Genomic DNA, 20,146 nt, shown 5'->3' on the forward strand with positions numbered 1-20,146 from the left:
TTAATCGCGTTCCTGGCTTCGACGCTTTCTTCGTCTAACTCGAACTCCGTTCGAAGCAATGACGAAAGCGTCTGCAGATAGTCACTGCGATTTAATTTGTTATAGTCCTCAAAACATAGCACTTGCTAAAATAAAGTTGAGAAAACTTATTATACCGTTAGAATTTAAATAATACGGAAATACATAGTAGAAAAGCCCTCAGACGAGGGCTTTTTTTGTTATTTAAAAATATAAATATATTGTATATTATTAAACGATAGCCAATCCTTAAAACTTCTAAGCTTTTTACTATCTTACTTGCGTATTTCCAGCGAATAAAATTTTAAAAGAAATTTAATGCTATGAGAGGGCTGTTTATGATTTAGTAGCCGTCTTTTAAGTAATATCATCATGAATTATTTGCACCGACAATCTGCAAGCGTGAGGTTGTTTTGCAACAAAATATTTTACCTACACCACGCTGAAGCCTGGAGGTGAAATAATCATGATGATATACTTAAAAAGGCTATTACTAAATCGTAACAGCCCTTTATAAACATTATTTTCTTTTAAATTTTATCGCATTTTCTTTGCATTTGTTTATACATTCCCCACATTGTACACATTCCATGTCTCCAACTTTTTTTACATCCAGTTTACAAGTTATTGTACATGCGTTACATCCTGTGCATTTATCTTTATCTATTACAAATCCAAATACAGAAATCTTGTTAAATAACCCATAGAATGCTCCAAGTGGACACAAGAATCTACAAAATCCTCTAAAAACAAATACAGTCATAACAAGAATTGTTATCATAATCCCTATTTTCCAGTTAAATAGAAATCCTGTAAGCGATTGTAACCGCTGATTGCTAGACACTAAAGGCACACCTGCTTCTAATGTTCCAGCTGGGCAAATATATTTACAGAACCCAGGCGCTGACATAGTTAGAGGTATTATTACAACAAAAACCACGAGTATTACATACTTTAATAGAGATAATTTTTCGCTCCATTTTCCTTTTTTTACCTTTTTAGTAGGTATTTTGTAAAGTAATTCCTGAATTAGCCCAAAAGGACATAAAAATCCACAAATCACCCTACCTAGAAGTATTCCAAAGAGTAAAAGTACTCCTATTATATAGTATGGAAATTTATACTTGGCAGATACTAGTGCAGACTGTACACTTCCAAGTGGGCAAGATCCAATTGCTCCAGGACATGAGTAGCAGTTAAGCCCAGGTACACACATCCCCTTACTTGCTCCTTGATAGATTCTCCCCTCAGCAAATCCACCTATATTGCAGTTGTATAATACAGCAGAAATTACCTGAATTAGTCTTCTCTTTCTATCTTTTATCCATTCAAACATCTATCCTATTCCTATACATTCGTAGCAAATTCTATTAGCTTTGTTCATAACATCTCTAATTCCGCCATTTAAAGCTCCAACTATTATCAAAAGAACTGCTGCTACGAAAATAACCTTTCTAAGTATTTTCCCCTTATCCATTATTTTTCAAAAGCCTCCGTTAAAGATCTTAAAACTCTCTTGTACTGCTCATCTGCTCCTGCAGATCCTACCATAGTTTCGTGCACTTTTCCTTCCTTATCTACAACAACTAAATAAGGAATACCATCTGAAGGATATTCATTACATATATCCATATTTTCATCGTAAGCTACTTTAAAGGTATAGTTCTTATCCTTTAAAAACTCATCTACAGTTTTTCTATCCTCACCGTAGTTTACAGCAACTATTTCTATCTTATCTCCGTACTCTTTCTGAAGTTTTTCTATCGCTGGTAATTCTTCAACACATGGTCCACACCAAGTAGCCCAGAAATTAATTAAAACTACCTTACCTTTATTTTCTGAAAGTATAAAACTTTTTCCATTAGTTAGGTCTGCGTAAAACTCAGGGGCTTCATCTCCAACCTTTATTTCTCCAGAGTCACCTGACCCAGAATTTCCTCCACATCCAACTAAAGATAATGTCATTATTAATCCCATCAACATCGCTAAAACTTTTATTTTTTTCGACATAAATTTTCCTCCTAATCTTTTTTAATTAAATTATAATTAATTAGATTATATAATAAAAAGTACCTCAAGAATATATCCTGAGGTACTTTTTTTAATTTTTATTTAAGGATATATCTATATTATCTATTATTTATAAGTTTATCCTATATTTTTACAGTAAATTTATTTTTTAATAACTCTATTTTAAATCCTGTATTTTAACACCTGTAAGTTCTCCGTATTTCTGCATAACAGTTAATATACTTTCTTTACAAGCATTTAAGTTCTTTTCTTTTCCTATAGAATATCTAGCTTCTGGATTAGAAGTATATGGCATTTCTACAAATGAAGCTATTGGAGCTATAAATCCGTCTTCATCTTTAGCATCTTTATTGAACTCGAAGAAGTATGGTGCATCTATTATAGTTGTTCCATCTTCCATTGTTCTTGTTCCTTCAAGATTAGTTAAATGTCTATCTATAAGATTTTTGTACATATGAACTATTGGAGAATTTTCTTCTAATATATTAGTAGTCTGTTTGTATCCCCATTTATCTGTTGTATATGCACCATCTATCTGCGGATCGTACATATAAACTCTTACATTGTTCTTAACAGCGTACTGATTTACAGTAGATATTATAGAACGAGTTTTTTCATTTCCAGGCCCACCCATCATTATTAGAGAGTTTCCGTCCTGATCTGTTAACCATTCTAACTGACGATATGTTATTGGATATATATTTACTTTTTCGTCTGCTTTGAATATTTCTTTTCCGTAAGAATTAAACGTATCTTTTATATACTGCTCTTTATCGTAGTGAGCTAATTCTATTTTATTATTTTTTATGTAGTCAAATATTTTAAGAAGATTTTTTCTGTATTCTTCTGTTACATATTTTCTTACTGGTTTTCCTTCTTTATCTAATACTTCATTTCCTTCTGCATCAGTTTCTTTTACATAAAGACCTTTTTCATCACGTTCAACCATCTGTTCAAAAGCGTAAACTACTGGGAATTTTCCTCTTGCTACACCTTTACCACTATTGTCTTTTACGTTGTCTTTATTGTAAAGGAACATTATTGGCTGCTGTAATCTACCTACAGTAACCTCTTTACCATCTGCATTTGTATAAGATATTGCAGTATCTGAGTCAGATGGGTATTCTATCCAGTCATCTAAATTTGTTAAAAATCTAGATACCATTTCTCCGTACATGTAGTTGTATTTTGCCCCTACTGTGTCTTTCCCGTTAGTCATACGAACGAACATAGAACCATCATCCCCGTTGTCTACATTGAAGTCGTATGAGTATATTGTGTCTATTCCATATTTTTTAGCAAATTCATTTACAGAAGGCCCCATGGCTCTACTGTTGTGGCACCAAGAACCACTTAACTGTATAAGGAAGTTTCCTTCCTGCTGCATTAAGTTCATAAGCTGATCATAACTTATGTCTTTAAATACTATTTCTTTATCTTCAAATGTATCTACACCGTTCTGACGATCCATATCAGCATTTGAATGTCTATTGAAATCGCCAAAAGCATATTCTTTTTCAAAATCGTAGTTTAAAGACGATAGCTGAGCTTTTGTATCAGCTAAAGTTTCTTTTTTAGATGTATTTTCAGTACTAGCTTCCTTATTATCACTTCCACATCCTGTTAATACCCCTGCAACAAGTGTAGCTGCTAGTATTGTAGATATAACTTTCTTATTTATCTTCATACTTTATTTATTTCTCCTTTCCTATTTAATTAGCACATTGGAATTGATACTTCTTCAGTAGCACCGCCACCGCCACTTGATGCATATTCTGATTCTAAAGCTACAAGGTCAGCATAGTTTTCTATTGACATATACTGGTCTTCTTTTAAGTAGTTAGTAACAACTTCTCTAGCTGCTTTTACGTAGTTTTCAACATCTGTATTAGAATATTCTTCAACTGTTTTTCTTGCATCTGCAACTTTAGCTGCTTTTATCGCAAGTCTAGCGTACTCTATTTTTTTCTGATCAAATTCCGCAGTATTTGTTATCTTTTCTTCTAGTCCTAATTTAGGGTCAAGAGAATTATAGTAGAAAACTGCGCGATCTATTTTTTCTTTACATTCATCTGTATAAGCAACTTCACCTATGTTTGATATTGCTTTTTCTGTTCTATATACAGAGCATTTAGCTGAAGCTATTGAAAGTATAAAGAACACAACAACAGATGCAAATAATAATTTTGTCGATTTTTTCATTAGTTGGCCTCCTTTATTTCTTCCTCTGTATTGAATATTTCGTCGTCAAGAAGTCCTGTTTTTCTTGCGACTACTGTAGCTGTAACATTAGCTGTAACAACGTTTAGTAATGTACGTGCCATGTCTGACATGTTGTTTATAGGCATTAAAAGAACAACTGCTGCTATTGGTAAATCAACCGCACTGAATAACGCAACAGCAGATACAACACCTATACCTGGAACCCCAGCACTACCCATAGCTAATATAAGTGCCATGAATCCAAGAATTAAATAATCTCCAAATCCCCAGTTCATTCCTGTAGCATTCATGTAGAATATTGCTAGTAAAACTGGCCATACACTTGTACATCCTGGCATACCTATTGTAGTACCTAGTGGTGCTGTAAAGTTGGCAACTTCTTCATCTACCCCTACTTTTTTAACTAATCTATCTATAGTTATTGGAAGTGAACCAACACTACTCTGTGTAGTAAATGCTGTAACCTGAGCATCGAAAGTCTTTTTGAAGAATTCGATTGGGTTTACTTTTGCTACAAATTTTAAAAGTAATCCGTTGAATACATAAGTCTGGAAGAAACATACTCCGAATATAGCAACTAATAATAATAATAACTGAACAACAGCATCTTTATCGCTAAATAACCGGCTAGCAGATGTCGCCATTAAACATAATACTGCAAATGGAGTACAGTCTATTATGTATGATAATATACGGAATATTATTTTCTTAACTGCTTCTACAAGATTTTTGAAGCTTGATAATGTTTCTTCTCCTTCTTCAGAAGATATACTAACATAAGCTACAGCTACAGATACCGCCATAACTATTATCGCAACAACATTATCTTCAGATAAATCTTTTATTACGTTTGTTGGGAATAATCCAAGTAAAACTTCATTTAGTGAAGTTCCCATGTCTTTATATGCATTTACAGTAGTATCAGTAACGGCTGCTATATCAGCAAATACAGCTCCTCCACCTTTACCAATTCCTGTAATTACACCAACTAACATAGTTACTACTATAGCTCCAACAGCTGATAATAATAACCAAACTACTGATTTAACACCGATATTTTTCATTTTTTCTTTATCGTTTAGTGTTATAAATCCTGAAATTACTGAAATTAAAACAACTGGCGCAACTAGTGCTGTTATTAGATTTACATATATCTGACCGATTAAATCTAACCATACTAGATACGTGTTCCCCTCTGATGCGAATACTATACCTATTACTCCACCCATTACCATACTTATTAGTATGACAAATGTCCAGTTTACCTTATATGATATTTTTACAAGGGCTTTGAATAAAAGTAATGTAATAGATAATACTAAAAGTGAAATCCAGTTTACACTTGCTATTACGTCTATCATTTTTCAACCTCCTTTATTTTATGTCTTTAATTTTATGTTTTCTCTTAAAAAATGACTTTTTCATTATAACTTCAAACAGAATAAAATTCAAATAGATTTCATCTATATTCTTAAATTTAATTAATTTTTGCTAGTTATCGTTTTCATTAATTAATACCTTCATTTTTTATTAAATAGACATAATAATTTATTTTATCGTCATTAGTTTTTCTTATGTTTTATATAAGTATTTTCAGTGTTTATAAAAAACAAGATATTCATTTTAAAATATTTTTTTATTTTTTTAAATTTGCATAAACAATTGCTCATTCATGCAAATTTCTGTATTTATATATAGAAAAAATCTATAATGCTATAGATTTAATTTGAATTAAAGGTTAATTTTATGTAAATTTAACAAAACTTTTCCATTTTTTTGGTAAATTCGCCACAATATGAATTTTAATTTCATATTTTTACAAAAAATAAGCCCCCTCCCGGTATCCGTATATACCGAAAAGAAGCTTATATTAAAAGTCTTTTGGGTTTTCTATTTTTTATGCTTCTTTTTTATTTTTGAATAATTTATCGTTTATTCTATCAACTATAACTGCTATTGCATTATCTCCTGATACGTTACATGCTGTTCCGAAACTATCCTGAGTTAAGTATAGAGCTATCATTAATGATGCTAATCCACCTTCTGATGGTATACCAACCATTGGTAAGAATGGAAGTGCTGACATTATTGCTCCACCTGGTGCTCCTGGTGCTGCAACCATTGCTACACCTAGCATTGCTATATATGGGAATAATACATTGAATCCATGAGGCATATTATTCATCATTAAAACTGCTGTTGTGAAGCAAGTTATTGATATCATTGATCCTGATAAGTGTATTGTCGCACATAGAGGAACAACGAATTCTCTTATCTGTTTAGAAACACCGTTCTTTTCTGCACATTCTACGTTTACTGGTATTGTAGCTGCTGAAGACTGAGTTCCTATAGCTGTTAAGTAACCAGGAACCTGATTTTTTAACATTGTGAAAGGATTTTTCTTTCCTATAGCACCAGCAAATGAGAACTGGCATATTAAGTATATGAAGTGTAGAGGTATTACTGTTACGAATACTTTCCAGAATACTCCTAGTATGCTCCAAACCTGTCCTGCATAAGCTATGTTAGCAAATGTACCTGCTATGTATAATGGTAATAATGGTATTATTATTGTTCCAAGAGTTGCTGTTACTATATCCTGGAAATCATTGAAGAATTTATAAAGAACATCGCCTTTACCTTTGTTTCTTAATGAAGATATACCAAGTCCCATCATGAATGCAAATACTATTGCTGCTGTTACATCTACCATTGGTTCTAATGGTATTGAGAATATTGCGCTTAACTGACCTGCACTTGGGTCACCTATTTTACTTGCTACTTCTGCATTTATAAAATTAGGGAATAATGTTGATGCTACTATGAATGCTATTGTTCCTGCTACTAAAGTTGAGCCGTATGCTATTCCTGTAGTTATTCCTAATAATTTACCAGCACCTGTTGCTAGGTCTGCTATACCTGCTGTTACGAATCCGATTATTATAAATGGTATTACAAATGATAAGAATGATGAGAATAATCCACTTATTGTTACTAACACCTGTATTACTGGTGCTGGACAGTATGTTCCGATTATGATACCTACTATAATACCCATGATCAGTTTAGGAACTAGACCTAATTTTTTCTTTTTCTTTTCTTCTGCCATTACTCTTTCCTCCTACTCATATTTTTTAGGCTTTATTTTAATCACTACTGAATTTTAAATATTACCAATATAATTTCTGAATATAAATTTTCCCTTTTAAGACTTAATTGATTAAATAATTTTTATATCTTAATTCAGCTGTGAATAAAAAACGTTTTTTTATTTTTGTACGCTTTATTGTATCACGTTTTAAATAACTATGAAATAGTTTTCATAATTTTTTCTTATAAATATTTCTTATAATGCTATAAAAAAAGTCGAACTACATAGTTCATAAATGTTGAAACTAAGCAATCCGACTTGTTTTTTTATCTACAAAAATTTAATAAGAACGATAATTTTAAATTATCAAAAAATTTATTTTATTCCATTATTATCAAATTCTCTACTCTTTTTATTAAGTTTTATTATGTTTTATTATGTTTTACTTATCATTATATATTAATTTCTATAATTTTTAACATATATTTATTGTTATTATTTTATCTTAATTATATATTTTATCAATAAATTAAGCTTCTTTAGCTTTGAATAATTTATCATTTATTCTATCTATTATAACTGCTATTGCGTTATCTCCAGATACATTACATGCTGTTCCGAAACTATCCTGAGTTAAATATAAAGCTATCATTAATGATGCTAATCCACCATCAGAAGGTATACCAACCATTGGTAAGAATGGAAGCGCTGACATTATTGCTCCACCTGGTGCCCCTGGTGCTGCAACCATTGCTATACCTAACATTGCTATGAATGGGAATATAACACCTGGATTATGAGGCATGTTATTCATCATTAAAACTGCTGTTGTGAAGCAAGTTATTGATATCATTGATCCTGATAAGTGTATTGTCGCACATAGAGGAACAACAAATTCTCTTATCTGTTTAGAAACTCCATTCTTTTCCGCACATCCAACGTTTACTGGTATTGTAGCTGCTGAAGACTGAGTACCTACTGCTGTTAAGTAACCAGGTATCTGATTTTTTAACATTGTAAAAGGATTTTTCTTTCCTATAGCACCTGCAACGCTGAACTGGCATAATAGGTATATTAGGTGTAGAGGTATTGCTGTTAAATATACTTTCCAGAATACTCCAAGTATGCTCCAAACCTGTCCTGCATATGCTATGTTTGCCATTGTTCCAGCTATGTATAATGGTAATAATGGTATTATTACTGTTGATAATGTTGCTGTTACTATATCCTGGAAGTCGCTGAAGAATTTATAAAGTACTTCACCTTTTCCATGATTTCTAAGATATGATATCCCAAGACCCATCATGAATGCAAATACTATTGCTGCTGTTACATCTACCATTGGTTCTAGTGGTATTGAGAATATTGCGCTTAACTGACCTGCACTTGGGTCACCTATTTTATCTGCTACTGCTGATGTTATGAATTTAGGGAATAATGTTGATGCTACTGTAAATGCTAAAGTACCAGCTATTAAAGTTGATCCATAAGCTATTGCTGTAGTTATTCCTAATAATTTACCAGCACCTGTTGCTAAATCTGCTATACCTGCTGTTACGAATCCGATTATTATAAATGGTATTACGAATGATAAGAATGATGAGAATAATCCACTTATTGTTACTAACACCTGTATTACTGGTGCTGGGCAATAAGACCCAATTATAATACCTACTATAATCCCTATGATCAGTTTAGGGACTAGACCTAATTTTTTCTTTTTGTTTTCCTCTGCCATCGCTTTTTCCTCCTATTTTTTTAGTTTTTTTAGCTTTGGTCTTTATCTTAATTCATTTATGAATTATGAACTGAATAAAAAAACCGAGCCTACATACAGTTTCACTTCATAAAACAATGTAGCTCGGTTCGAGTTCGTGTTTAAACAAATTTAATCTTAGTAATATCCACTACAATCAAATTTATTATTTGTATTCGATTTACAATGTCGCATTTATAATAATTTTATACCTGCTTTTTCACATGCTTCAATCTGATCTTCAGGCCATATTCCAACCTGAACTTCACCTATATGTGCTTTTCTTAAATAATACATACAGATTCTAGACTGACCTATACCTCCACCTACTGTGTAAGGTAGTTCTCCGTTTAAAAGCATTTTATGATAATCAAGCTCTCTTCTGTCGTCGCATCCAGCTAATGTAAGCTGTCTGTCTAGACTTTCTTCATCAACTCTTATACCCATAGATGATAATTCTATAGCATCATCTAAAACAGGGTTGTAGAATAGGATATCTCCATTTAGCTCCCAATCATCATAGTCAGGACTTCTTCCATCGTGTTTTTCGCCATTTGAAAGAACTTTCCCGATCTGCATTATAAATACAGCACCATATTCTTTTACTGCCTCATTTTCTCTAGCCTTAGCATCTAAGCCTGGATATTTGTCTAAAAGTTCCTGAGATGTGATAAATGTTATCTCTTCTGGAAGTATCTCAGGTATATGAGGGTAAAGAGAACATACGAATACTTCTGTATCTTTAAATACTCTATAAAGCTTTTCTACTGTTTCTTTAAGCGTTTGTACATTTCTATCTTCTTTGTTTATAACAAGTTCCCAGTCCCACTGGTCTACGTATAAGGAGTGTAAATTATCAAGTTCTTCATCTTTTCTTATAGCATTCATGTCGGTGTATAGTCCGGAACCTGCCGAGAATCCATATCTCTTTAATGCCATTCTTTTCCATTTTGCAAGCGACTGAACTATCTCTGCATTTTTGTTGTTTAAGGATGGTACATTGAAATTAACAGCCTTTTCTACACCATTTAAGTTGTCATTCATACCAGTTTCTGGTAAAACGAATAAAGGCGACGATACTCTGGTTAGATTAAGCTCTCTACTTAATCTTAACTCAAAATAGTCTTTTAGTTTTTTTATTGCTATCTGCGTTTCCATTATGTCTAATTTATCTTTATAATCTTTAGGTAATTTTAATCCCATGACTTACACTCCTCCTAATCTGTTATTTGTTTTAATTGTTTGATTTTTAGATATAATAAACTTTAATTTTTCATTTGTCAAGAAATTAGACAATTTTCTGACTTCTTTATTAACATTTTATTATAACTTTTTTATTATTATTTAAAGAGGAAATACTTTTTCTCACTTAATTTTATCTATATATCTATTGATTATCATTTAATTTTTATTTTTTTAACTATATTTTCTGAATAGTAAATTCATAATATATTATTATTAAAAGGACTGTTGTATAATTTACAACAGCCCTATCTAATATTTTTAGTTGTTTTCCATAAATTTTACAGTATCTTCCATATTTGCATAAGACGCAAGAGCACCCTGTTTCTGAGTAGTTAAAGCTCCATATGCGTTGGCAAATTTTACTGCATCGTAAATAAACTCTTCTGGTAACTCTTCAAGTCCATCTTCAAAGTCCGCAATTTTGTATAATAACGCGGCTATAAACGAATCTCCAGCCCCAGTAGTATCTACAGCATCTACTTTGTATCCATCGTGCTTTGCAACCGCTTTTTTAGTATAAACTTCTGCTCCATCTGCACCTTTTGTATATACTACAATTTTACATTTATCTAGCGCAAATAAATCTTCTAAAGCATCTTCTATTTTCTGCTTTCCTGTTATAAATTCTAGCTCCTCATCAGAAATTTTTATAATATCTGCATAAGGTAAAAATTCTTTAACAGCAGCTTTTAACTCTGCCTCATTTTCCCAAAGAGAAAATCTTAGATTTGGATCAAAGCTTATAATCATTCCCTTTTCAGAAGCCTTTTTAATAAGCTCTATATGAGTATTTTTCATAGGACTTTCTTTTAGTGAAACACTACAAAAATGAAGTATTTCACAGTCATCTAATACATTTTCATCTAACTCAGAAAAATCTAGTGATAAATCAGAGCAATTTCTTCTGTAGAACATAAAATCTCTATTTCCATCTGCCGCAAGCGAAACAAATGCAAGAGATGTATCCGCATCGTCAGTTCTTATTACAGAATCTGTTTCTATTCCAACTTCTCTAAGAGTTTCCTCGATATAATCACCAAAAGCATCGTTGCCTAGCTTAGTTATCATTTTCGCACGTCCTCCAAGCTTACAGAACGCACCCGCGACATTTGCTGGAGCTCCTCCTGCAACTCTTTTAAACGTAACGACATCTTTTAATCTCTGTCCTTTTTCCATAGGCACAAAATCTATAAGTGCCTCTCCAACTGCACACAACTTTTTCATATCAAAATCCCCCTCTCTAAAATTCATCAATTCCAAATACTATTTTTTTCATATCGTACATACAAACTTTTGATAATCCATCTAGTTTTTCAAATCCAATTTTTTGAGTACCATCTGTGTATGCTCTAGTTGTAAACACAATTTCTCCATCGTTTATAAATATCTCAAACGCAGATGTATCAGAGTATACGTCTATATTTCTTATCTCGTCGCAGTAAGCATATCTAGCATCTCTACCACATCCACTTTCTCCCATATTTAACTCAATTAAACCTTTAGATTTATCAAAAGATAAACTTATATCATTTCTTAAATTTAATTTAAACCCATTGCATTTTTCAAACTCAGCACATAGCTCAAATGAAAGATTTTCTACTTCTAAATCTTTAAATTCATCAGCTACAAATGTACGATTATTTCCTCTCAAGGCTTTTATTTCCTCTACAGGTCTTTGATATATTATACCATCTTTTAATATCAATTCTCTAGGCATTGTAAGTGCATGTTGCCATCCATTTTCAGTAGTTCTATTAGTATAATCCGCATCTGGTATACCCATCCAACCTACAAGAATTCTTCTTCCTGACTCATCTTCAAAACTCTGAGGTGCGTAGAAATCAAATCCATAGTCTAATAATCTAAATTCAGATAAATTCACGTCTTTAGATTCTAAATTTCCATTCACTAAGAAATATCCATTTTGATGTACATTTTTGTAAATATATCCCTCTTCTGGAACACCCTGAGGACAAGTTACAAGCACAGTTTCCCCATTTAAGTCAAATAAATCAGGGCACTCCCACATATATCCAAATTTTTCATCGCTGTATATTACAGTATGGCATTCCCAGTCTTTTAAATCTTTCCCTTTTAAAACTAATATACAACCTGTACTATTATCATCTCTAGCTCCTATTACCATGTAGTCTATACCATTTTTGTGATAAACTTTAGGATCCCTTACATGTAAACTCAACTTAGATGGAAAATCTGTGTTAGTCATTATTAATTCCTTTTCACTAAAATTAAACCCATCTTCGCTACTACAAGCTATTAAATTCTGTTCTCTACCAGTCATTATGTAATCGTAATCACCGTCTAAATGTTTAACATTTCCTGTATAGAAATAGTTTATCTTCCCATTTCTAACTACTGCGCTTCCTGAATACACTCCGTTTTGGTCGTATCTAAAATCGGGATATAAAACAGGTTCATGTTCCTGATATTCTATGAAATCCTCTGTAGTTATATGTCCCCATAGTTTCAGTTTTCCATTTACATCAAACGGAGAATACTGGTAATAAATATGGTAAACCCCTTTAAATTGGCATAGACCATTTGGATCATTTACCCAGCCACTAGTCGGCATTATATGATAATTTAATCTATCTTTGTCCTTTGCAGCTAATTCTCTAAGTTCTTTATTCTCTTCCCAAACTTCTCTAAATTCTTCTATGTTCATTTCATTCTCTCCAGTTTTTTAGTCTTAATAATTTTTTAAATATCTTTTTAAATATTAAATAGTTTATTCAAATATTATATCTTCAGTAGTACATTCACCCTGTTTTTTAAGTTCTAACTCTTTTTCAGATCCAGTTATAACCATAAGAACTTCTGATGAACAACCTGATTTTTCTACAAAATCTTTATCAAAGCTTATTAATAAATCGCCTTTTTTAACCTTCTGCATTGATTCAAGATTAGCATCAAATCCATTTCCTTCTAGTTTTACAGTGTCTATTCCGCAGTGAATTAATATTTCTGCTCCAGCATCGCTTTTTATACCACAAGCGTGTCCTGTTGGGAATGTAAACACAACCTCTCCATCTACTGGTGAATAAACATTTCCGTCGTGCTCAGTTATTACAATACCATCTCCCATAGCTTTTGATGAAAATGCTGCATCTGATGAATTTTCTATATTTTTTACAACACCGTTCATTGGGCTGTATATTTTTTCTTCTTTTACTTCTTCTATTCCATTTGCTTCAAGCATTTTTTCTGCTGCATCCTCTTCTTCTGCAGCTTCTTTTGATTTTCCGTTTTTAATTGCATCTCTCTTAGCAAGTATAAATGTTAGTCCAAATGCAACTACAAATGATATTATTCCACCTATTGCAAAGAATCCCCAGTTCTGAATTGGTATTGATATAAATCCTGGTATTCCCGCAGCTCCCTGTGCTATTGCTAATACACGAAATGCCGCTAAGAATGCACTACCACAAGCAGTTCCTATTATAGCTGCTATGAATGGGTATCTAAGTTTTAAAGTAACACCAAACATCGCTGGCTCGGTTATTCCAAGTAATGCTGAGATACCTGCTGCACTACAAACTGATTTCATTTTTTCATTTTTAGTTATCCAAAGAACTGCTAAAACTGCAGCACCCTGAGCTATGTTGTTCATTGACGCTGTTGGGAATATAAAACTTCCTCCAGTAGTTGCCTTAGCTGCTATAAGCTGAGTTTCTACTGCTATAAAACTGTGGTGCATACCTGTCATTGTTATAGGTGCATATAATAAACCAAATAATCCCCCACCTATAAATCCTAAAGTGTTGTACATCCAGCTAAGTCCAGCTGCCAAATAATCCCCAGCACTTCTCATTATTGGTCCTATGAATAAGAATGTTACAAATCCTGTGATTAATGTTGTTAATAGAGGAGTTGTTAAATTATCTAACCAACTAGGAGTTATTTTGTGTAATCTTTTTTCTATAGTCGACATTATCCAAGCTACAGCTAAAACTGGAAGAACTGTTCCCTGATATCCCGCCATAGCTATATGTAAACCAAATATATCCCAATATGGAATTTCTGTTGCAGTTCCAACCGCATAAGCATTTAATAATTCTGGATGAACCATTATCATCCCCATTGCAGCTCCTAAATATGGATTACCGCCGAATTTTTTACTAGCTGAGAATCCAAGTAATACTGGTAAAAATGTAAATGCCGCATTTGAGAATAGATTTATCATTGATGCTATTCCCGCAAACTGAGGATATAAATCTATAATTGATTTACCTCCTGCAAAGAATGCCGCAGTAAGTACATTGTAAAGTCCCATCATTAACCCACCTGCAACTATTGCTGGTATTATTGGGACAAATATATCACTTAGTCCTTTAACTGCTCTCTGTAGAAGATTTCCTTCCTGTTTAACTTCTTCATCTTCTTTTGAATTTTTATTTTCACTACTTAAATTTGCCTGTTTAACTACTTCCTCGCAAACAAGGTTTACTACACCTGATCCCAATATTATCTGATACTGGCCATTTGTATAGAATGTTCCTTTTACTGCATCGATTTCTTCAAGACCTTTTTCATCTACAATATTTTTATCTTTTAATACTAATCTTAATCTTGTTGCACAGTGCTGTGCTGATTTTATATTTTCCTTTCCACCTACGCAAGAGATTATATCTCTCGCAACAACTGAATAATTCATAAATCGTTTTCCTCCTGTTCATATTTAAAATGGTACCGATTTCATATTTACATTTATATTATAGTACCGGTTCCACTTTCTTGTCAACAAATTCTTTTAAATTTTTTCATACTTAATTTTCAACAAAAAAATATCCGAGAATTTGCACTTCTTTTACAAATCTCGGATAAGTATATTCTAAATTTTAATTCATATCATACACAGATTCGCCCTCTATAAATTTGGCGTCGACGCTCTGTAATTTTTCTACTTCTTCTTTTTTTATCATCTTTAAAATCGTTTCTGTAGCTATTTTTCCAAGCTTTTCAGAGTCAAATTTTATAGTTGTAAGTCTTGGCTTTAGAAGTCTGCTTGTTTCATATCCACCAAATCCACATATAGATACTTCTTCTGGAATAGAAACTTCTAATTCCTCAAGTACATTCATAACTGCAGCAGCCTGTTTATCTGTACTACATATAACTGCATCTATATTTTTTAAACTATCTTTAAAATATTCTTTAGCACAATCATAAGTTTTATTATGTGAGAAATTACTCTCAAGAACATCTACATTTTCTACATTTGAATTCTCTAAAGCATCCAATATCCCACTTCTTCTCTTAACTCCAACAGCTATGTCTTTTTCATTTACACTGACTACAAGCACATTTTTATGTCCCTTATCAGCAACATATTTACCCATTTTATATCCTGCATCGTAGTCGTTGTTTATTATAGACACACCTGCTGCGTATTCCTGCTCAAGTACTAAAAGCGGCACATCTACAGATTCTATTACCTTTTTAAGCTCGTCAGTCATACTTATTGCACTCAAAATAATCGCATCTACCCTAAGTCTTTGTAGATTTTCAATATTCTCTATCTCAAGATTGTGATCATGGGCAGTATTCATAATAAGCATTGTATATCCAGCAGCTCTTAATTCTTCATCTAATGACATAAGTACCCTAGATGTAACTGTAGAATCTAAGCATGGAACAACAACACCTATTATCTTCGTTTCCTTTGCCTTTAAACTCTGAGCAAATGTATTAGGCTTGTAGTTATACTCCTCTATTACTACCCTTATCTTTTCCTTTGTCTCCTCTTTTACATAGCCCCCATTAAAATACCTAGATACAGTACTTTTACCGACTCCAGCTATTTTAGCTATATCCGCCATGGTAAGCTGTTTTTTCATACTACTCTCCTCTTTTCAGTTTCCATTAATTATTAATATATAACCTGGTCTACATATGTTACTTTAACATTTTTTATTCCTGATTTAGCATTTCTAAATGCACCAGAAATCCCATCTTTTTCAGATATAGATTTTTCTATAAAAGAAGCCATACATAGCTTATTTTCATTTATATCCTGCTCTAAGGCTGCTATTGCTGTATCTACAGCTGAATATATAGCAAATGTATCATTAGGCATTAAAAGGCCACCGACTCTTCTATCCATATTGTATTTTGAATTCTTACCAGCTAAAAGAGATACATTCCCTCTAAAGTTTCCTCTTTCAGGAGTTTTCATAATAGTTCTGTAAAGTTCATTTAAATCATTTTCAATACAACCATCGCTAGTTTCAGCTATTATAAGTCTTTCCTTTATTCCCCTTTTTACAATTACATCGTCCATAGTAGAATTTGTTCCGTATAGATTTACATTTTTTCCGTATTTATATATCTGTTTTTCTATATCTTCACTGATAAACTTTTTAACCTTATACTCATCTTCTTTAGAATTTATATCAGCTACCTTAACTTCTGCAAATTCTATATTCTGATTGGTACATTCTTTTTTCATATCTTCTATTTTTTTACTAAGATTTTTATTTTCCTTTAAATCTTTGTCTGAATAATAAACTACAAATGCCTCTGCACCCATTTCTTTTGCAATCATTGCCGTATCCTTACCACTAGAAGTTTCTGTAGGTACAAAGCTTAGATTTAAATTTTCGCTCATTTCTTCTATTGACATATTTAAGTCTGCTCCCATAAGAAGCATGTCATTTCTTTTTGCTTTTATATCTTTTATATAGCCAAGCATATTTTTATCATTTCCCGAAAATACAACTGCATTCATATCTTCATCAGCAACTATCTTATCTACAACTTTTTTAGCTCCATTTGAATTTGCTGGCAATACAAAATGTTTTATCTCATCATTTGAATTTTTATCTTTGTTCTTTAGTTTGTATAAAGCTACCATTTTTTTAGCAGCTTCATAAGAGCTCCTGTCTGAACTCATAGTTCCCGTCACAATACCTACTTTGACCCGCTTTTCATCTGCACCTTCTGCCTTTGAATAAGTTGACATATGTAGAGATAACATCACTACACTTAAAATTATTGCAATTATCTTTTTCATATTTTCCTCCTTAGTACAGTATTGGATACATTTCCACTGTTCTTAAGAAATTATTATAGTATTTCATACTATTGTACTCTGCCCAAATACCTGTTTTTTCCTTGATATCTGCTCTGATATCACTTAATAGCTCATTTTCCTCAACTTTTTTCTTGTACAATTTATTTGCGGTATCTAAAGCTATCTCAACACAGAATACTTTTTCTGGTATGTCTGTACCAGCTAGTCTACCTTCCATACCCATTGATTTAAGTTTTTCAGATATTTTAGAGTTAATTTCAGTATAATCACTTCCACTTACATCCACTCCTAGTATATCTCCGTATAGTTTTGTGCTATTTAAAGAATGTATATTTGGAACCATTAGTTTATTTTCCATAGCAGCATCTATTGTAGCCTTATCCATAGCTTCTCTACATCCGTATAAAGCTACATTTTCTCCGTATGATTTTTTCTTATTAGCTGCATCCTTTTTTATAAATTCTTCAGCAGTTTTTGAATCATTCTCATCTTTCATACCAGAAACTAATACTTCTACATACTTAATTCCATTTTTTTCGCATTCTCTCTGCATTTCTCTATTCTTTTGTTTGAACTCAACCCCGTCTTTTGCAAACTCATCCACATAATTTACAAATACTTTAGCTCCCATAGCTTCAGCCATTCTAACGGCGTTTTGATTGTTATCTTTGTCAGTTGGATTAAATCCTATGTTTATATCCTCATTCATTATAACGTCATCTTGTTTATCTTCATTTTGTATTTCTTCAACACCTGCTGCAATAGTTGTAATATCTTCATTCTTTTCTTTTATCTTTTCAAATACAGGAAGCATTCCTTCCTTGTCTGAACAAACTATTATACATTTAACCTTTTCGCTGTCCGCAAATGAAGCTATCTCATCTGTTATTTTATCTAAATTTTTATCGTAATCCTCTGGAAGTACTACATTCTTAACATCTTTATATTTTTCTAAAAACCCCTTATCTAACTTCACAGATTCTGGAGTTACTATCATTGTACATGCATAGCCATCTGTAAGTCCTCCACTACTTGCTTCTTTCTTGTTGCATCCTGCTGCTCCAATTGCTACACAAAAAGAAAGAGCCAACGCGGTCATCTTTTTTAACATCTATATATCTCCTCTCTATTACATTCTTATTTAGTTTAATTCTATTCTATCAAAACAATATACTTATTTAGTTTATCACATTTTCAGAAAAAAAACATCAAAACTTGCTTTCAAATATATCGTTCATACCTCTCATAAATTTTAATTATTCTCTTTTGACTGCAAAATTAAAGGTGCTTGGAAACTTTCCAAACACCTTGATTTATCTTGTAAATTTAAATTTTAAACATTCTGTATAGATCCTTTAGTCTTTATAAAACTTCCTACTACTGCACCAATTAAACCTGGAACTATCCATCCAAGACCAAGAGATGTAAGTGGAAGCACATTTATAAATTCAAAAGCACCAGTTAAAGAATTTGCTACAGATAATATACTTGCCACAAATGTGAAGTACGCAGCACCTTTAAATGTGTTGTCGTTTTTAATCTGTTTTGTGAATATTGTAAGCACAACAAGTATTATCATAACAGGGTATATAGTCTGAAGTATTGGTATAGATATCTGTATTATCTTATTTACACCAAAAGTAGAAACAACGGCACTAAATATACATATAGCTGTAACTATTTTTTCGTAAGATAATCTTCCATCTGTTGTATCTTCAAAATATCTACCTGCAGATGAAGTTAATCCTATTGATGTTGTTAAACATGCAAATAGAACCATTATTGCTAATAGAACCTTACCTGGTGTTCCAAATATTCCTTCAGTAGCTGCAACAACTAGAAGAGCCTGAGAAATATTTATATCGTGCATAGTAGACATAGTAGCTCCTAAGTAGCAAAGACCTCCGTATACTATAGATAATGCTATACCTGAAACAAACCCAGCTTTTATAGTCATAGATATCTGATCTTTTGTATCTGTGTAACCTTTAGACACTAAAGTACTTATCATTATACCTGCCATTGCAGATGCTCCAAGTGCATCCATTGTTAGATACCCCTGAGAAAGACCTTCACTGAATAGACTTCTGTCTATCATGTGGTCTGGACTCATAGGTCCTATTGGTGTTATAACACCTTTTATTATAAGTGCTAATAAGCTTAATAAAAGTACAGGAGTTAAAAATTTACCTATAATATCCAAAACTTTTGTAGATTTTATTGTTAAGAAATATGTAGCAACAAAGAATATTATTGAAAAAATAACAGACCCTGCAGTACCTAAATTAGGCATAAACGGTAGAATACTCATTTCAAATGTAGTAGCTGCTGTTCTTGGTATTGCTAAGAATGGCCCTATACATAAGATTGCTGCACAACCAATAAATCTTGCCAGCTTCTTTCCACCTCTAACTAAAATTTCATCCAGTATCCCCTTATTTTTAGCTGCAACAACTATAACTAAAAGTGCTAGTCCTGCATCCCCAATTATAAATCCCAAGAATGAAATAAACCAATCTTGTCCCGAAACCAAACCTAAGTATGGTGGGAAAAGTAAGTTACCTGCCCCAAAGAATATTGAGAACAGTGCAAACCCCACGACAAATATGTCAGTTGTTTTTTTGTTCATGAATAAATCCTCCCCTTTTAAACTTTCTGATTATTCCGTTTTTTAGCTTTATTCTATTTTATCAAATCTTTCTATTTTTTTCAAAGATTATCTCCAATT

The 20,146-nt window shown here is 32.3% G+C and carries 16 protein-coding genes; all 16 read right to left on the reverse strand.

What is annotated here, in order from left to right:
• Nucleotides 1-538 precede the first annotated feature (538 nt).
• Complete coding sequence (locus DWX74_RS01300; RefSeq protein WP_118548344.1) at nucleotides 539-1,354, reverse strand: 4Fe-4S binding protein; 816 nt, start codon at nucleotides 1,352-1,354, stop codon at nucleotides 539-541.
• A complete protein-coding gene (locus DWX74_RS01305) occupies nucleotides 1,355-1,495 on the reverse strand; it encodes a CD1871A family CXXC motif-containing protein (RefSeq protein ID WP_118548345.1) in 141 nt (46 codons plus the stop codon).
• Nucleotides 1,495-2,028: a TlpA family protein disulfide reductase gene (locus DWX74_RS01310; protein ID WP_118548346.1), complete on the reverse strand. Its 534-nt coding sequence runs from the start codon at nucleotides 2,026-2,028 to the stop codon at nucleotides 1,495-1,497. Before DWX74_RS01310 ends, DWX74_RS01305 begins: the two co-directional genes overlap by 1 nt.
• Nucleotides 2,029-2,206: 178 nt before the next feature.
• Entirely contained in the window at nucleotides 2,207-3,736 is a 1,530-nt protein-coding gene (locus DWX74_RS01315) for a hypothetical protein (protein ID WP_118548347.1), read from the reverse strand.
• Between the two features lie 29 nt (nucleotides 3,737-3,765).
• Nucleotides 3,766-4,251 carry a hypothetical protein gene (locus DWX74_RS01320; protein WP_118548348.1) on the reverse strand — a complete coding sequence of 162 codons (486 nt, stop codon included), beginning with the start codon at nucleotides 4,249-4,251 and terminating at the stop codon, nucleotides 3,766-3,768.
• The gene (locus tag DWX74_RS01325) at nucleotides 4,251-5,633 is read right to left on the reverse strand and encodes a dicarboxylate/amino acid:cation symporter (RefSeq protein WP_199647496.1); all 1,383 of its coding nucleotides are present in this window, start codon (nucleotides 5,631-5,633) and stop codon (nucleotides 4,251-4,253) included. Before DWX74_RS01325 ends, DWX74_RS01320 begins: the two co-directional genes overlap by 1 nt.
• Nucleotides 5,634-6,169: 536 nt before the next feature.
• A complete protein-coding gene (locus DWX74_RS01330) occupies nucleotides 6,170-7,381 on the reverse strand; it encodes a dicarboxylate/amino acid:cation symporter (RefSeq protein WP_118548349.1) in 1,212 nt (403 codons plus the stop codon).
• A gap of 511 nt (nucleotides 7,382-7,892) precedes the next feature.
• A complete protein-coding gene (locus DWX74_RS01335) occupies nucleotides 7,893-9,101 on the reverse strand; it encodes a dicarboxylate/amino acid:cation symporter (RefSeq protein WP_118548350.1) in 1,209 nt (402 codons plus the stop codon).
• 213 nt (nucleotides 9,102-9,314) lie between these two features.
• A complete protein-coding gene (gene asnA / locus DWX74_RS01340) occupies nucleotides 9,315-10,322 on the reverse strand; it encodes an aspartate--ammonia ligase (RefSeq protein ID WP_118548351.1) in 1,008 nt (335 codons plus the stop codon).
• Between the two features lie 300 nt (nucleotides 10,323-10,622).
• On the reverse strand, nucleotides 10,623-11,588 hold the full coding sequence (locus tag DWX74_RS01345) for a carbohydrate kinase family protein (protein WP_199647497.1): 966 nt from the start codon (nucleotides 11,586-11,588) through the stop codon (nucleotides 10,623-10,625).
• A gap of 16 nt (nucleotides 11,589-11,604) precedes the next feature.
• Nucleotides 11,605-13,050, reverse strand: coding sequence for a glycoside hydrolase family 32 protein (locus DWX74_RS01350; protein WP_118548353.1), 1,446 nt, complete (start codon nucleotides 13,048-13,050; stop codon nucleotides 11,605-11,607).
• Between the two features lie 63 nt (nucleotides 13,051-13,113).
• Nucleotides 13,114-15,039, reverse strand: a complete 1,926-nt coding sequence (locus tag DWX74_RS01355; protein ID WP_118548354.1) for a sucrose-specific PTS transporter subunit IIBC — start codon at nucleotides 15,037-15,039, stop codon at nucleotides 13,114-13,116.
• A gap of 184 nt (nucleotides 15,040-15,223) precedes the next feature.
• Entirely contained in the window at nucleotides 15,224-16,222 is a 999-nt protein-coding gene (locus tag DWX74_RS01360; protein ID WP_118548355.1) for a LacI family DNA-binding transcriptional regulator, read from the reverse strand.
• A 32-nt stretch (nucleotides 16,223-16,254) separates the two neighbouring features.
• The gene (locus tag DWX74_RS01365) at nucleotides 16,255-17,397 is read right to left on the reverse strand and encodes a DUF3798 domain-containing protein (protein WP_118548356.1); all 1,143 of its coding nucleotides are present in this window, start codon (nucleotides 17,395-17,397) and stop codon (nucleotides 16,255-16,257) included.
• Between the two features lie 10 nt (nucleotides 17,398-17,407).
• The gene (locus DWX74_RS01370; protein WP_118548357.1) at nucleotides 17,408-18,529 is read right to left on the reverse strand and encodes a DUF3798 domain-containing protein; all 1,122 of its coding nucleotides are present in this window, start codon (nucleotides 18,527-18,529) and stop codon (nucleotides 17,408-17,410) included.
• A gap of 222 nt (nucleotides 18,530-18,751) precedes the next feature.
• A complete protein-coding gene (brnQ, locus tag DWX74_RS01375) occupies nucleotides 18,752-20,047 on the reverse strand; it encodes a branched-chain amino acid transport system II carrier protein (protein ID WP_118548358.1) in 1,296 nt (431 codons plus the stop codon).
• Between the last annotated feature and the right edge of the window lie 99 nt (nucleotides 20,048-20,146).

It is taken from the genome of Peptoclostridium sp. AF21-18 (assembly GCF_003478825.1).
Taxonomy (GTDB): Bacteria; Bacillota; Clostridia; order Peptostreptococcales; family Peptostreptococcaceae; genus Peptacetobacter.

Excerpts from the sequence above, each read along its gene's own strand:
- DWX74_RS01300 (WP_118548344.1), bottom strand. The coding sequence starts at position 1,354 with ATGTTTGAATGGATAAAAGATAGAAAGAGAAGACTAATTCAGGTAATT.
- DWX74_RS01305 (WP_118548345.1), bottom strand. The coding sequence starts at position 1,495 with ATGGATAAGGGGAAAATACTTAGAAAGGTTATTTTCGTAGCAGCAGTT.
- DWX74_RS01310 (WP_118548346.1), bottom strand. The coding sequence starts at position 2,028 with ATGTCGAAAAAAATAAAAGTTTTAGCGATGTTGATGGGATTAATAATG.
- DWX74_RS01315 (WP_118548347.1), bottom strand. The coding sequence starts at position 3,736 with ATGAAGATAAATAAGAAAGTTATATCTACAATACTAGCAGCTACACTT.
- DWX74_RS01320 (WP_118548348.1), bottom strand. The coding sequence starts at position 4,251 with ATGAAAAAATCGACAAAATTATTATTTGCATCTGTTGTTGTGTTCTTT.
- DWX74_RS01325 (WP_199647496.1), bottom strand. The coding sequence starts at position 5,633 with ATGATAGACGTAATAGCAAGTGTAAACTGGATTTCACTTTTAGTATTA.
- DWX74_RS01330 (WP_118548349.1), bottom strand. The coding sequence starts at position 7,381 with ATGGCAGAAGAAAAGAAAAAGAAAAAATTAGGTCTAGTTCCTAAACTG.
- DWX74_RS01335 (WP_118548350.1), bottom strand. The coding sequence starts at position 9,101 with ATGGCAGAGGAAAACAAAAAGAAAAAATTAGGTCTAGTCCCTAAACTG.
- asnA (WP_118548351.1), bottom strand. The coding sequence starts at position 10,322 with ATGGGATTAAAATTACCTAAAGATTATAAAGATAAATTAGACATAATG.
- DWX74_RS01345 (WP_199647497.1), bottom strand. The coding sequence starts at position 11,588 with ATGAAAAAGTTGTGTGCAGTTGGAGAGGCACTTATAGATTTTGTGCCT.
- DWX74_RS01350 (WP_118548353.1), bottom strand. The coding sequence starts at position 13,050 with ATGAACATAGAAGAATTTAGAGAAGTTTGGGAAGAGAATAAAGAACTT.
- DWX74_RS01355 (WP_118548354.1), bottom strand. The coding sequence starts at position 15,039 with ATGAATTATTCAGTTGTTGCGAGAGATATAATCTCTTGCGTAGGTGGA.
- DWX74_RS01360 (WP_118548355.1), bottom strand. The coding sequence starts at position 16,222 with ATGAAAAAACAGCTTACCATGGCGGATATAGCTAAAATAGCTGGAGTC.
- DWX74_RS01365 (WP_118548356.1), bottom strand. The coding sequence starts at position 17,397 with ATGAAAAAGATAATTGCAATAATTTTAAGTGTAGTGATGTTATCTCTA.
- DWX74_RS01370 (WP_118548357.1), bottom strand. The coding sequence starts at position 18,529 with ATGTTAAAAAAGATGACCGCGTTGGCTCTTTCTTTTTGTGTAGCAATT.
- brnQ (WP_118548358.1), bottom strand. The coding sequence starts at position 20,047 with ATGAACAAAAAAACAACTGACATATTTGTCGTGGGGTTTGCACTGTTC.